Origin of the sequence: Thalassospira sp. MCCC 1A02898 (assembly GCF_001618185.1) — a bacterium.
In the GTDB taxonomy this organism is placed as follows: Bacteria; Pseudomonadota; Alphaproteobacteria; order Rhodospirillales; family Thalassospiraceae; genus Thalassospira; species Thalassospira tepidiphila.
The window spans coordinates 236,275-250,121 of record NZ_LPXK01000001.1 but is presented as its reverse complement, the minus strand read 5'-3'; the positions used below and the strand labels follow the sequence as shown (position 1 = coordinate 250,121).

11 protein-coding genes and 1 riboswitch are annotated in these 13,847 nt (G+C 55.3%); of the genes, 9 read left to right on the top strand and 2 right to left on the bottom strand.

Annotation, left to right across the window (positions count from 1 at the left end; all coding sequences use genetic code 11):
* Positions 1–48: 48 nt before the first annotated feature.
* Entirely contained in the window at positions 49–1,083 is a 1,035-nt protein-coding gene (gene cobT / locus AUQ41_RS01105; protein ID WP_063086041.1) for a nicotinate-nucleotide--dimethylbenzimidazole phosphoribosyltransferase, read from the bottom strand.
* 209 nt (positions 1,084–1,292) lie between these two features.
* On the opposite strand from cobT, the gene cobS reads away from it, so the two are divergent.
* Both cobS and AUQ41_RS01095 read left to right on the top strand, forming a co-directional pair.
* Entirely contained in the window at positions 1,293–2,105 is an 813-nt protein-coding gene (cobS, locus tag AUQ41_RS01100; protein WP_232308278.1) for an adenosylcobinamide-GDP ribazoletransferase, read from the top strand.
* A gap of 30 nt (positions 2,106–2,135) precedes the next feature.
* Entirely contained in the window at positions 2,136–2,747 is a 612-nt protein-coding gene (locus AUQ41_RS01095; protein ID WP_063086037.1) for a histidine phosphatase family protein, read from the top strand.
* 20 nt (positions 2,748–2,767) lie between these two features.
* Here AUQ41_RS01095 and AUQ41_RS01090 read toward each other — a convergent pair whose 3' ends face one another.
* Entirely contained in the window at positions 2,768–3,406 is a 639-nt protein-coding gene (locus tag AUQ41_RS01090) for a hypothetical protein (RefSeq protein WP_063086035.1), read from the bottom strand.
* 551 nt (positions 3,407–3,957) lie between these two features.
* A riboswitch (cobalamin riboswitch) is annotated at positions 3,958–4,149 on the top strand.
* A gap of 57 nt (positions 4,150–4,206) precedes the next feature.
* Here AUQ41_RS01090 and cobU point away from each other — a divergent pair.
* The 7 genes from cobU (at position 4,207) to AUQ41_RS01055 (ending at position 13,769) form a co-directional block, all read left to right on the top strand.
* The gene (gene cobU / locus AUQ41_RS01085; RefSeq protein ID WP_063086033.1) at positions 4,207–4,746 is read left to right on the top strand and encodes a bifunctional adenosylcobinamide kinase/adenosylcobinamide-phosphate guanylyltransferase; all 540 of its coding nucleotides are present in this window, start codon (positions 4,207–4,209) and stop codon (positions 4,744–4,746) included.
* Positions 4,747–4,780: 34 nt separating this feature from the next.
* Positions 4,781–5,821 (top strand): cobalamin biosynthesis protein CobW, encoded by a 1,041-nt coding sequence (gene cobW, locus AUQ41_RS01080; RefSeq protein ID WP_063086031.1) that lies wholly within the window; start codon positions 4,781–4,783, stop codon positions 5,819–5,821.
* Positions 5,822–5,920: 99 nt separating this feature from the next.
* Positions 5,921–9,685, top strand: coding sequence for a cobaltochelatase subunit CobN (cobN, locus tag AUQ41_RS01075; RefSeq protein WP_063086030.1), 3,765 nt, complete (start codon positions 5,921–5,923; stop codon positions 9,683–9,685).
* A gap of 184 nt (positions 9,686–9,869) precedes the next feature.
* Positions 9,870–10,571 (top strand): hypothetical protein, encoded by a 702-nt coding sequence (locus AUQ41_RS01070; protein WP_063086028.1) that lies wholly within the window; start codon positions 9,870–9,872, stop codon positions 10,569–10,571.
* 172 nt (positions 10,572–10,743) lie between these two features.
* Positions 10,744–11,517 carry an endo alpha-1,4 polygalactosaminidase gene (locus AUQ41_RS01065; RefSeq protein WP_063086026.1) on the top strand — a complete coding sequence of 258 codons (774 nt, stop codon included), beginning with the start codon at positions 10,744–10,746 and terminating at the stop codon, positions 11,515–11,517.
* Positions 11,518–11,570: 53 nt separating this feature from the next.
* Positions 11,571–12,197 (top strand): cob(I)yrinic acid a,c-diamide adenosyltransferase, encoded by a 627-nt coding sequence (gene cobO / locus AUQ41_RS01060; RefSeq protein ID WP_008888919.1) that lies wholly within the window; start codon positions 11,571–11,573, stop codon positions 12,195–12,197.
* A 51-nt stretch (positions 12,198–12,248) separates the two neighbouring features.
* Positions 12,249–13,769: a cobyric acid synthase gene (locus tag AUQ41_RS01055; protein ID WP_063086024.1), complete on the top strand. Its 1,521-nt coding sequence runs from the start codon at positions 12,249–12,251 to the stop codon at positions 13,767–13,769.
* Positions 13,770–13,847 lie beyond the last annotated feature (78 nt).

Here is a 13,847-nt window from a genome sequence, read left to right as displayed (position 1 = left end):
CGCCAGATTGCTGACGCTATTGGGTGGTCTCACTTGTAAGGCTGGGGATCAGGCCTCTTCCTTGCCATCAATCCCGGCTTTTTCAAAGGTCGCCATGCCGGTGTGGCATTCTGCGGCCGCGCGCAAAAGCGGGATGGCAAGTGCTGCACCCGATCCTTCGCCGAGGCGCATGCCAAAATTGATCAGTGCTTCCTTGCCAAGTTTCTCAATCAACCGCGCATGTCCCGGTTCTGCCGATACATGTCCGACCAGACAATGATCAAGTGCATCGGCGCGCATCGCAGCCAATACAGCAGCCGCCGCACAAGATACATAACCATCAAGCAATATCGGAACCCGTGCAAAGCGCGCTGCAATGATGGCACCGGCCATAGCAGCAATTTCGCGTCCGCCAACACAGCGCAGAACATCCAATCCGTCATGCATCTGGTTTTTATGCAGGATGATGGCATCACCTACGACGCGCGTCTTGCGATCAAGGGTAGTGTCATCAATACCTGTTCCCCGGCCCGTCCAGTCCGAAGCATTCCCGCCATAAAGTGCATGGGAAATTGCCGCCGCCGATGTGGTATTGCCAATGCCCATTTCGCCAGGCACAAAAAGATCCAGTCCCTTTTCAATTGCACTCATGCCAAAGGCCATCGCCTCAGCACAGCCTTCGTCATCCATCGCCGGTTCGTGGGAAAAGTCGTTGGTCGGGATTTCAAGGGCGACTTCCATGACGCGGAGTTCGGCATCGACAGACTTGCAAATCTGGTTGATCGCAGCCCCGCCATTGATGAAGTTTTCGACCATCTGCTGGTTCACGCTGGCCGGGAAGGCCGAAACGCCCTGCGCAACGACACCGTGACTGCCGGCAAAGACGGTAACGCGCGGGCGCGACATGCGCGGGCGTGATGTTGCTTGCCATCCTGCCAGCCAAAGGCTGAAATCCTCAAGCCGTCCAAGCGATCCGGCTGGCTTGGTCAATGTCGGTTCGCGCTGGGCCACGGCGGCCTGCGCTTCCTGATCGACTTCGGGAAGTTCGGCCAGAAGCGCACGAATTTCCTCAAGATTTTGGGGCGGATGTTTCGGGTTGAACATTTTGGTCTCCGGCTGGCGACAAAGGTGCCTAACTAGTGTTCCGCTTGGCTTCCGGGATGGTAAGGATTAGGCTCGGAAACCAATTGTGTAAGGCGGTTCAGGAAGTCGGGCCAAACTAGGCCCTGACACTATGCCCGGGCGCAACAGATTGCCAGTTTGAAAATCGGAAATTTATGCTATCCAAAGATCATAACCAAAACGAAACAAATATGCAAAGCTCGGATTCATCTGACAAACCCACCCCTGAGGCAGCGACAGATGACCCCGTCGAGGTTTCGCCTATTTCCGATTTCTGGCGCGCCTTGGCATTGCTGAGCCGTGTTCCGGTCAAGGGTATCGAGGATTTCCGCGCTGAGGTGATTGCAAGATCGGTCTGGTCTTGGCCGCTGGTTGGTTTGCTGCTGGCTGGTTTTGCCATGCTGCCGGCGATGCTGGTCTATTACCTGACAGCTAACATCCTGATTTTTGCGATTGTCGCCTTGGCATGCATGGTTTTGTTGACCGGATCAATGCATGAAGATGGCATCGCGGATTGTGCCGACGGGTTTGGTGGCGGGTTTGAGCGGGCGCGCAAACTTGAAATTATGCGCGACAGCCATATCGGTACATATGGGGTTGTTGCCCTGATCCTGTGTTTCGGCCTGCGTCTGATTTTGCTTTTTGCAGCGGGCGATGCCGGTCAGGCAGCGATCCTGTTTCTGGTGATGGCAATAACATCACGGGCGGCAATGCCAGTCGTGATGCATATCTTGCCTCCGGCGCGCGCCGATGGTTTGGGCAAGGGGGCCGGAACGCCAAATGTGATGATGGTCGGTTTGGGTGTTGGCCTTGCTTTGATCCTGTCGCTTGTTTTATCGGGTCTGTTTGCGACGATGGCCATTCTGATAGGCGGACTTTTGGCGGTGGGTATTGTTGCGGCAGTCGCGAAATGGCAGATCGGCGGGCAGACTGGCGATGTCCTGGGGGCAACCCAGATCGTGACCGAACTGTTTGTCGGTATCGCGTTTATTGCCGCCCTTTGATCAACCAGAACAGCAACAAGAAGGAATGCCGTGAGCAGTTTGAAAATAACCCGCTGGTGGCTGGTGCGTCACGCGCCGGTCCAAAATCCGAAACGGCTGGTCTATGGCCAAAGTGACATGCCTGCCGACCTTTCCGATGATAAGGCACTGGCTGCCCTTGCCAGACAATTGCCGGTCGATGCCGTCTGGGTGACCAGCCATCTATCACGTACGCATGATACGGCGCGCAGTCTGCAGGCCTTCATGGACAAAGACGTAACGCCGCAGGCTGAAAGCGGCTTTGCAGAACAGCATTTTGGTGATTGGGAATTGCAGAACTGGAACGATCTGCCCAAGGGGGAAACAACACGGTTTTGGACCGACTTCGCCCGCCAACATCCCCCAAAGGGTGAAAGCTTTGCCGATGTGGTTGGTCGTGTCGGCCCCGTCTTTGGACGATTGAGTGCGGATTGGGCGGGCAAGGATATTGTCGCCGTCGTTCATGGCGGCACCGTGCGCGCCATGCTGGCCAATGCGTTGGGTTTATCCCTTGAAACCGCATTGGCATTTCATATCGACACGTTGGGGCTGACCACGCTTGAATATATCGACGGGGTCGACGAACCGGGCTGGCGCGTAACCGCTGTCAATCAGCGGTTTTAAGGAGCTTACGGGGTTTTCCGTCAGGCAGAGGCCAGCTCGATATCGGATGCCATGTCATCAAGAGCGTGTTCTGCCAGATAGCGGTCAATCATATCCGGGTTCAGATCATGCTTTTCGCAGATGTCGAAAACATCGCGCAGATAGGCCTGATAATAGGGCATCGGACGGCTGCGTGATTTGCTTCGCAATTTGGCAACATTCGGGAAATCACTGGCAAAGGATGCGTTTTCGATTACCTGAATGATGGTGTCATCAATGATGGCAGCCGGCATTCCGCAATAAGTCTTGCCGCAGGCAGACAACATCTTGCTGGCAGTCGGAACAGAAATGCCTGGCTGGGAAAGCAGCTCGTTCAACTCGTCCTGTCCGAAATCCGAGATCGACATCAGGGTCACAAGGGTTGGCATATCGCGCACAAGCAACGACAGCGCATTGACGCGAATGCCGCGTTCATGGGACCAGATGATGGTTGCGATTACACCTTTTGAGGCATCTTCGGCAAAGATGTCACGCACATCGCGCCGTGCCAGAGTGATCTCGCCATCGGTTGCGTGCTGTTCAAGAAAATCCTGAAATGACCGATCAGGACTGTTCAGACGGTCCAGCAATCCCAGCCACATGTCCTTGCGAGACGATGTGGTCCAGGTTGGCGCGTTCATCTGTCGGATTTTGGATAGGTGAGAACGTATTGCCATTGGTCTTGAAAAATCCAGATTACCCCAAGAGTTTCGGTACAGTATTTCCTGCAGCCAGCCGGGTGATGAGTCTACTTCCCGGGTTTTCGCCAGATTGCGGATTGTTCCGTCTTTAGGGTCAGGACCTATTAATTTGATTTGAATGGCAGGCGTTATATTTGCGAAATCCAAGGAAAAGCCCGCCGGGCGGGTTGGTATCCCGCACAAGGGATTTGACGCTGGAGTTTGCAAATATAACGCCTGTCCTTCGGATTAATCGGATTTGCACGGGCTACTTTGTCGTAAAACCTTGAAAGATAAATATCTTCCTGCAGTTTTACTCCGCGTATCCGCGCAAATCTGTTTAACCATTCAAACCAAATTAATAGGTCCTGACCCTAGTTCCAACGCAACGGTTTGATGTTGGCTGAAATGGTATGACCTCTCAAGCAGACAATTCTTACAAATACTGACCTTCCGATTAGGGTGGGGTGGTAACGAAGGGTTAAGTGCCGAGAATGACCTTTGGCATTTTTTGCAAACCTGCTAGGTTCGGCGCATCGTTCGGTGATGGGAAATCGGTGCAAGGCCGATGCTGCCCCCGCAACTGTATCGGGTTGGGAGATCCGGGTCGGTGCCAATGCGCCAGACCAGCCACCGGGAAACCGGGAAGGCGGATCGCTTTCATGCCCGCAGCCAGGAAACCTGCCGAAGGTGTCACTATTCGAAGGAAGGTGACGACGCAATCGGGCCTCGGTGGGAGGCTATGGCGAGGAAGAAACGGGATGACCCAGACTTTACCCCCTGACGGCCCCTCTGGCGGGACGCATCTGATCCTTGGCGGGGCGCGATCCGGCAAAAGCCGGTTTGCCGAAAACATCATCAATCAGGCGGGCGGTGGCACATATATCGCAACCGGGCGTGCCTGGGATGACGAAATGGCCAACCGCATTGATCTTCACAAACAATCACGCGGCGATCTCTGGCAGACACTCGAGGAACCGGTCGAACTTTGTTCGGCACTGCAGACCTGTAATGTCACAGGCGGCAAGCCTGTTCTGGTTGATTGTCTGACCTTGTGGCTGACCAACCTGATGCTTGAAGACCGCGACATTGATGCCGAGATCGCAGCTCTTTGTGACCTGCTGCCAACCCTTGATGTGCCGGTGCTGCTTGTCTCAAATGAGGTTGGCTTTGGCATCGTGCCGGAAAATGCGATGGCGCGGGCCTTTCGCGATCACGCCGGACGCCTGCATCAACGCATTGCCGAGTTTGCAGACAAGGTCACCCTTGTGGTGGCCGGCATTCCGATGCAGGTCAAATAGTAACATAAAGAATTGAATTTTAAGGATTTCAGAAATGGCACAATTGGGCAAAATCCCGGCAACCGTCATTACCGGTTTTCTGGGCGCTGGCAAAACAACGATGATCCGCAACATGCTGGAAAATGCCAATGGCAAACGCATTGCGCTGATCATCAATGAATTCGGCGATCTAGGTGTGGATCGCGGTATCATCAATGGCTGTGGCATTGAAGGCTGCGAAGAGGATGACGTTGTTGAACTGGCAAATGGCTGCATCTGCTGCACCGTGGCTGATGACTTTCTGCCAACCATCCAGGGCCTGATTGATCGTGATACACCGCCTGATCATATCGTTATCGAAACATCTGGTCTTGCCCTGCCAAAGCCGCTGGTAAAGGCGTTTAACTGGCCCGAAGTCCGGTCGCGTGTGACCGTTGATGGTGTTGTGGCGGTTCTTGATGGCGCTGCCCTTCGTGATGGGCTGTTTGCCCATGACCATCATGCGGTACAGGCCCAGCGCGAAGCAGACGAAAATCTTGATCATGAAAGCCCGCTTGAAGAACTGTTCGAAGAACAGCTTCACTGTGCGGATATGGTGGTTCTCAACAAAACCGACCTTTTGACCGATGCTGAACGCAGCAAGGTCGAAGCCGATATCCGCGCAGAGCTGAAAAAGCCGTCGGTCAAGATTATCGCGACCGAACATTCCCGGGTTGAAAATGCCATCCTGCTTGGTCTGGGGGCCGCAGCCGAGGATGACCTCGATAGTCGTCCAAGCCATCATGACGATGGTCACGAACATGATCATGATGATTTCGACAGTTTTGTCGTTTCGCTTGACGCGATCAGTGATCCGGCCAGCCTTGAAAAGCGCCTGATTGATGTCGTGCGTCAGTTTGACGTGCTGCGCATCAAGGGTTTCCTGGATGTGCCCGGCAAACCGATGCGCCATGTGGTTCAGGGTGTTGGTGAACGTTTTCAGCGCTATTTTGACCGTCCGTGGGCCGATGGCGAAAACCGCCGCTCGGAATTGGTGGTGATTGGCCTGCATGGTCTGGATCGCGCTGCGATCGAGGCCGCCATCAAGGCCGCCTGATCCAATTTAAACTGATCGAGCTCACCTGAAACCGGATGCTAAAAATCATCCGGTTTCGGCCTGTTTGAAGACCAAACGCACAAGGATACGGATCGCGCGATGCATCTATTGGCAGCCCAGCCCGGAATGGTGACAGATGGCAGTGAGGCCGTCGACCTTGGACAGCAACCCGGCGATGTGGTGATCCTGTCTGCGGCCGAGTCTGAGCTGGCCTGCCTTGCCGGGGCGCAAGCGCGGCTGGTCGATGCATTTGGCGATGAAACCCCGTCACTGCGTCTGGCAAGTTTGCTGCAGCTCGGCCACAACATGTCGGTCGATCTTTATATCGACGATGTACTTTCCGATGCCAAATTCATCATCGTGCGCATTCTGGGCGGGCGCGGCTATTGGGATTATGGCATTGAACAGTTGGTTGCACTTGCACGTGCCAAGGACATCCCATTGCTCCTGTTGCCCGGTGATGATCAACCCGATGCGGAGCTTTTGACGCTTTCGACCGTTAAGGGGCGCGAATATCAGAATATCTGGCGCTACCTGATCGAAGGCGGACCGCAAAATTCCGAGAATTTACTTCGCCTTATATACGAAAAGTTAAATTCAAGCGTGAATTGGAACTGGTCACCGGCGGCCCCGCTGGTCAAGGCCGGGGGCTATTGGCCCGGCAAGGCGCAGGCAAGCCTTGATGAAATCCGGGTTAATTGGGTGGAAAATCAGCCGGTTACACCGATTATCTTCTATCGTTCACTGGTACAGGCCGCCAACCTGGATGTTATTGACGCGCTGGTTGAGGAAATTTGTGCCAATAGCCTGAATCCATTGCCGGTTTTTGTTGCCAGCCTCAAGGATCCGTTGGCTGCGGCATTGGTTGAGGACTGGTTGACAGAAACCAGCGCCGATTTGATCCTGAATACCACCGGCTTTGCGATATCTGTTCCGGGGGCAGAACGAAAAAATGGTCCGTTTGACGCGGTCGATGCCCCGGTCTTTCAAGTGGTGCTGTCGGGCGGTGGCGAAGAAGCCTGGCGCGAAGGTGTGAATGGTCTGGCCGCGCGCGATATTGCGATGAATGTGGCGCTTCCCGAGGTTGATGGCCGTATCCTTTCACGTGCTGTGTCATTCAAGGGATCGGCGGGAAAAGACGAGCTGACCCAGATTGACCTGGTGAAATACATCCCCGTGCGGGATCGCGTGGCCTTTACCGCCGAACTTGCCGCCAATTGGGTACGCTTGCGCAAATCCGATGTCAGCGCGCGCAAGGTGGCGATGGTCATGGCAAACTATCCCAACAAGGATGCCCGTCTTGGCAACGGCGTCGGGCTTGATACGCCAGCCGGCATGATCGAAACACTCCGTGCGATGCAGGACGAAGGATACCGTGTCAATGATCTGCCAAAAGATGGCGATGCGCTGATTGCTGCGATCAAGGCCGGGCCGACCAACGATTTCAAATCGCTTGCCAACCGCGAAATTCGCGTGACCTTGTCTCGCGCGGACTACCGAAAGGCGTTTGATGGCCTGCCGAAAACCATCCGGGATCAGGTGTTTGAGGCCTGGGGCGATCCGACAAATGATCCGTTCTATCTGGCCGATCAGGATGCCTTTGCGCTTTTGATCTTGCCGCTTGGCAATGTGGTGGTCGGGTTGCAGCCTGCGCGCGGCTATAACATTGATCCGCTTGAAAGCTATCACTCGCCGGATCTGGTGCCGCCACACAACTATTTCGCCTTTTATATCTGGCTGCGCCATGTGTTTGGCGTCGACGCCATCATTCATTTTGGCAAGCACGGCAATATGGAATGGCTGCCGGGCAAGTCACTGGCCCTGTCCGAGGATTGCTTCCCGGAGGCCGTTTTTGGTCCGACCCCGCATTTCTATCCCTTCATCGTCAATGATCCGGGCGAAGGCACACAGGCCAAACGCCGCGCCCAGGGGGTGATCCTTGATCATTTGACCCCGCCTTTGACCCGGGCGGAAAGCTATGGCCCGCTCAAGGATCTCGAAGCGCTGGTCGATGAATATTATGATGCGGCTGCGGTTGACCCGCGCCGCCTTGTTATCCTGAAACGCGACATCCTAGAACTGGCGATCCGCATCGGCCTTGACCGTGATTGCGGCATTGAGGCCGACGAGGATGAGGAAAGCGCACTGGCCAAGCTTGATAACTATCTGTGCGAGCTCAAAGAACTGCAGATCCGTGATGGTCTGCATATCTACGGCAAGGCGCCTGAGGGCGATCTTCTGACCGATCTTCTGGTCGCACTGGCTCGCCTGCCGCGCGGGTCAGACAGTGGGCCCAAGGCATCCCTGCATCGCGCGATTGCCAAGGATATCTTGGATGATCCGGCGTTTGATCCGCTTGATTGTGCCTTTGCCGAATTCTGGCCGGGGGCCAAGCCCGAAATTCTAGCCGCCTATGACAGTGAAGATATCGGGCCATGGCGCACCACGGGTGATACCGTGGAACGGATCGAGCTTTTGGCACGTGATCTCGTCAAGGGAACGGTGAAGGCAGATCCGGCATGGTCGGCCGTCTGTGACGTTATTTCTGATATCGAAACGACTATTCGCCCGGCCGTTGTTGGTTGCGGTCTGGCCGAGATCAAGGGTCTTTTGCGTGGCCTTGCCGGGAAGTTCGTCGAACCAGGCCCGTCCGGTGCCCCGACCCGTGGCCGCCCGGATGTTTTGCCAACTGGCAGAAATTTCTATTCGGTTGATACCCGTACTGTCCCGACGCCAGCCGCCTGGCAGTTGGGGTGGAAATCGGCCGAGTTATTGCTGGAACGCCATGTGCAGGATCACGGCGAATGGCCAAGCGCGCTTGGCTTGTCTGTCTGGGGAACCAGCAACATGCGTACTGGTGGTGATGATATTGCACAGGCGCTGGCCCTGATGGGTGTGCGCCCGACCTGGGATAGTGCATCACGCCGGGTGACCGGTTTTGAAATCATGCCGGCATCGGTGCTGGGCCGACCGCGTGTTGATGTCACCCTGCGTATTTCTGGCTTCTTCCGCGATGCCTTTCCCGGTCTGATTGATCTGTTTGACAGTGCGGTACGCGCGGTGGCCGGGCAAACCGATGAGCCGGATGATCTCAATCCGATTGCCGTCCGGATAAGGGCCGAAACCGAGAAACTTCGCGCTAAGGGAATGGATGCGGATCAGGCGGCCCGGCAGGCCGGCTTCCGGGTGTTTGGCTCCAAACCCGGTGCCTATGGGGCCGGTTTGCAGGCGATGATTGACGAAAAACTCTGGGAAGACGAAGACGATCTTGCTGACGCCTACCTTGCCTGGGGCAGTTATGCCTATGGCAATGGCGCTGAGGGCACGGCGGCACGCGATCTGTTTGAAACCCGCCTCGCCAAGGTTGATGCGATTGTCCACAATCAGGACAACCGTGAACATGATTTGCTCGATTCCGATGACTATTATCAGTTCGAAGGCGGAATGACGTCTGCTGTGCGCAGTCTGTCGGGCAAACAGCCGACAGTTTATCACAGTGATCATTCCCGCCCGGAAAGCCCGAAAATCCGCACCCTGGAAGAGGAAATTGCCCGTGTCGTTCGGGCACGTGTCGTGAACCCCAAATGGATCAAGGGCGTGATGCGCCATGGTTACAAGGGCGCGTTCGAAATGGCGGCAACAGTCGACTATCTGTTTGCCTTCGCCGCAACGGCCCGCTGCGTTGCCGATCATCACTTTGATCTGGTCTATGATGCCTATCTGGGCGATGCGGAGGTGCGCGATTTTATTGCCGATCACAATCCCGATGCGTTGCAAGATATCAAGGATCGCCTGAATGAGGCGATTGAACGTGGGCTGTGGCAGCCGCGTCGCAACAGTGTTTCCGTCGATCTGGGAGTGTAATGTCAACTGTTGCTTGTTATTGGAATCACGGGAATTTTACCGTCGGAACAAACCGGGCAGTTGAAACGTTACGTTTTCGCACCATATCTCAATTAACCAACTGTTAATAAGTTGTGAGGGACGGGGCACCCCTATCGGATCGCCTGCATGGGAAGCAGGTTGATTGAACAGATCGGAGGCCGCGATGGATATCAAGACCAACGTTCGTTTGCCAGATTATCTGCAAACTCCAATGCCTGCCCATGACAGGCATGCAGATATCGTCAACTCCCTGCTTTCTGATTTCGACATGCCAGACTGGTTGCGTGCAGATTTGCATGGCAACGGGCGCTATCGCCCGGCACGCGGTGCCATTCGCGCAGTTCTGGATGTCCGTGAACGTTTCAACGGCGTGCATCGGCCGGTAACGTTTGATGAATTCCATGCCGGCATGACAGAGCTTGCTCATCACCTTCCGGGTCCGGACCAAACCAAATTTGAAATCAATGCCAAGGTGAAGATTTATTGGCGCTACCTGCAAGGGGTCGAACGTCAGGTCTGGCGGACGGCCGTTGCGGTTGCCCATCTGCGTCTGGATCACTTCCCGGTGGTGCGTGAACTCAAAACCCTGATCGAACAGGTCGCGATCAGCCGTGACTGGCTGGAAAAGCGCCTTGAGGTGATCGAGAAAAGCTTCCAAAGCCCGACCGGAGCGCGCAACGAGGCCGTGCGCAAGGCCTTGGACCGTCTGCGCCGTATGTCGCCCGGTGATCGCCTGCAATTGTTCAATAAGGCCCGGATGCGCCGTCCGGAACTGCGCAATATCGACATGCGCGAACCCGATAAATGGGCGGATCTGGTGACCAGTGACCTTGGTCTGACAACAGGTCAAAGCGCCAATTGGTAAAGTTGGGCCAACCAAGATTAGATAACAGCGCGGTCATTGGGACCGCGCTTTTTGTTTGCGGGATTGTCTTGGCGGGTGCCCGCGGGCAAACTCACTGCCCAACATTTCAGGGCAGATACATCGCGTGAAGAACTCAATTCCCAAATCTTTTTGTCTGTGGACTGCCATTGTCATGGGTCTGCTGTCGCATGGGCAAACCGCACAGGCGGATACCACAAAAGAATGGACATCCGTCCCAAACGGCCGGTTTCACTGGCAGCTTCAAGGCACGCTTGATGTCAATAACGCCGTCCGCGTCGTTGGGGCCGATCTTTTTGATGTGTCCGCCGATCAGGTCGCGGCTTGGCGCGCTGCCGGCCAGTATCCGATTTGTTATATCAATGTCGGGGCTGTCGAAGATTGGCGGGATGACGCGAAGGCGTTTCCGCAAGATGTGATCGGCGCGCCCTATTGGGGTTGGGATGGCGAAAACTGGCTTGATGTCCGCCGGTTTGAGCTTTTTGCCAATGTGATCAGGGCCCGTCTTGATCTTTGCCGTGACAAGGGGTTTCTGGCGATTGAGCCTGATAACATTGATGCCTTTGAAGCCGACCAAAGCAGTAAGCCAACCGGTTTTGACATCACGCGCGCCGATCAGCTGCGCTATGTGAATTGGCTGATCACTGAGGCCCATACGCGCGGTCTTGCCATCGGGCAGAAAAATGTTGCCGATCTTGTGCCCGATCTTGTTGATCAGATGGATTTCGCCCTGTTGGAATCGGCCCATCGACTTGGCTTCATGCATGAGTTTGATATTTATGTCTCTCAAGATAAGCCGGTTTTCGCCGTCGAATATCTTGATGAAGGGGCCGATGCCAACGCCTTTTGCCCGGCGGCGAAGCAGCACGGATTTCAGGGTGTGATCGCCCACTTGGATCTTGATCAAACTCCGCAAAACTGCCCTTGATCCCGGTAGGACTTTCGCCGCATTCTGGGCCGGCATTTCAAAGGGAAGAAACAATGACCGACAAAAGCCAGCCAGACGTCGATATCAATGCGCGGCATGATGAAAAAATGAAGAAAATCAAGGCCGCACGCGACAAGATGATGGCCCAGAAGATCGATAAAAAGGGCCTGATCATTGTCCATACCGGCAAGGGCAAGGGCAAGTCATCCTCGGCCTTTGGCATGGCGATGCGCTGTGTCGGCCATGATATGAAAGTCGGCGTTGTCCAGTTCATCAAGGGTGGCTGGGAAACTGGCGAGGCAAAGCTTCTTAAAAAATTCCCCGATCTCTGTGAATTCCACGCCATGGGGGCGGGCTTTACCTGGGAAACCCAGAACCGGGCACAGGATGTCGCCCTGGCCCGTGAAGCCTGGAACAAGGCATTGGAAATGTTGCGCGATCCAAGCTATTCGATGGTGATCCTCGATGAGATCAATATCGTTCTGCGCTATGATTTCCTGCCGCTTGAGGATGTGCTTGAAGCACTCGCAAACAAACTGCCTGATCAGCATATCGTGCTTACCGGGCGCAATGCCCCGGATACCTTGATCGAGGCGGCCGATCTGGTCACGGAAATGACCATGGTCAAACACCCGTTCCGTGAACAGGGCATCAAGGCCCAGATCGGTGTCGAATTCTGATCCGGCCTTGATCATTTAGTTGGCCGTTTACAAGAAAGTTTTGAATCCGGAATGAGTGCGCAATCCGTCCCCGCCCTGATGTTGCAAGGTACCGGTTCCGATGTCGGGAAATCCTTGCTGGTCGCCGGATTGTGCCGTGCCTATGCGCGTCGGGGGCTGCGGGTGCGCCCGTTCAAGCCGCAAAACATGTCCAACAATGCCGCCGTTACCGATGATGGCGGCGAAATTGGCCGCGCACAGGCACTTCAGGCGCGTGCAGCGGGCGTTGCGACCTCGGTCCATATGAACCCGGTCTTGCTCAAGCCCCAAAGTGACATTGGGGCGCAGGTCGTGGTGCAGGGCAAGGTCCTGACCAGCGCCAAGGCACGCGATTATTATCGCCTGAAACGCGATCTGCTGCCCAAGGTGGTCGAAAGTTTCGAGATCATGGCACGTGACGCTGACCTTGTCCTGATCGAAGGTGCCGGCTCACCTGCCGAGGTCAATCTGCGGGCGTCCGATATTGCCAATATGGGCTTTGCCGAGGCGGTGGGCGTTCCGGTTATTCTGGTCGGCGATATTGATCGTGGCGGGGTGATTGCCTCGATCGTCGGAACACATGCGTTACTGTCCGAGGATGACCGCCGCTGGCTTAAGGGTTATGTGATCAACAAGTTTCGTGGCGATGTGTCGCTGTTTGAACCGGCCACCGGAATCATTCATGAGCGTTGCGGCCTTAAAAGTTACGGTATCGCAACATACTGGCCGAATGCCCACAAGCTGCCTGCCGAAGATGGCGTGGCGCTGGAAAAGGCTGGGAAATATCACCGCAAGGCTATGGATGGCGCGGGCAAAGTCCTGCGTATCGCCGTGCCGCATCTGCCGCGTATTGCCAATTTTGATGATCTTGATCCGCTGGCGGCCGAGGATGATGTTGAATTGCTGGTGATCAAGCCGGGGCAAGTGATCCCGGGGGATTGTGATCTGGTGCTTCTGCCGGGGTCAAAATCGACCATGGCCGACCTTCGGTTCGTCAAAGATCAGGGCTGGGATATCGATATTCTGGCCCATCACAGGCGAGGCGGTCATGTGATCGGTATTTGCGGCGGGTATCAGATGCTGGGCCGTATGGTCCATGACCCGGACGGGGTCGAAGGCGCGCCGGGAAGCGAGGCTGGCCTTGGTTTGCTTGATGTTGAAACCGTCATGGCGGACGACAAGACGCTGCGTAAAACAACTGGGCTGACGGTTGGCGATCATGCTGTTCTTGCCGCCGGAATACCCGTCGATGGCTATGAAATCCATATGGGCCGGACCGATGGACCGGATCGGGCGCGAAGCTGGCTTGATTTGAATGGTGTGGTGGATGGCGCGATCAGTAGTGATGGACTGGTTTTGGGGTGCTATCTGCACGGGCTGTTTGGCACTGATGATTTCCGTCATGCCTTTCTGGCGGCATTGCGATCGGACGAGGCACACAAAATGACGCATTTTGAGGCCAGTATTGATGCGGCCCTTGATGAACTGGCCGATCATCTTGAAGCCTGCCTTGATCTTGATGGCATGCTGGAACTGGCAAAAAGCCGGGCGTGACAGGGCGCATTTAAGCTTTCTGTCAGGCATGAGCGTTACGTATAGCAAAATTGCACTTTCACACACTTGAAGGTCTTT

Excerpts from the sequence above, each read along its gene's own strand:
- cobU (WP_063086033.1), top strand. The coding sequence starts at position 4,207 with ATGACCCAGACTTTACCCCCTGACGGCCCCTCTGGCGGGACGCATCTG.
- cobS (WP_232308278.1), top strand. The coding sequence starts at position 1,293 with ATGCAAAGCTCGGATTCATCTGACAAACCCACCCCTGAGGCAGCGACA.
- cobW (WP_063086031.1), top strand. The coding sequence starts at position 4,781 with ATGGCACAATTGGGCAAAATCCCGGCAACCGTCATTACCGGTTTTCTG.
- cobN (WP_063086030.1), top strand. The coding sequence starts at position 5,921 with ATGCATCTATTGGCAGCCCAGCCCGGAATGGTGACAGATGGCAGTGAG.
- AUQ41_RS01090 (WP_063086035.1), bottom strand. The coding sequence starts at position 3,406 with ATGAACGCGCCAACCTGGACCACATCGTCTCGCAAGGACATGTGGCTG.
- AUQ41_RS01065 (WP_063086026.1), top strand. The coding sequence starts at position 10,744 with ATGGGTCTGCTGTCGCATGGGCAAACCGCACAGGCGGATACCACAAAA.
- cobO (WP_008888919.1), top strand. The coding sequence starts at position 11,571 with ATGACCGACAAAAGCCAGCCAGACGTCGATATCAATGCGCGGCATGAT.
- AUQ41_RS01055 (WP_063086024.1), top strand. The coding sequence starts at position 12,249 with ATGAGTGCGCAATCCGTCCCCGCCCTGATGTTGCAAGGTACCGGTTCC.
- cobT (WP_063086041.1), bottom strand. The coding sequence starts at position 1,083 with ATGTTCAACCCGAAACATCCGCCCCAAAATCTTGAGGAAATTCGTGCG.
- AUQ41_RS01070 (WP_063086028.1), top strand. The coding sequence starts at position 9,870 with ATGGATATCAAGACCAACGTTCGTTTGCCAGATTATCTGCAAACTCCA.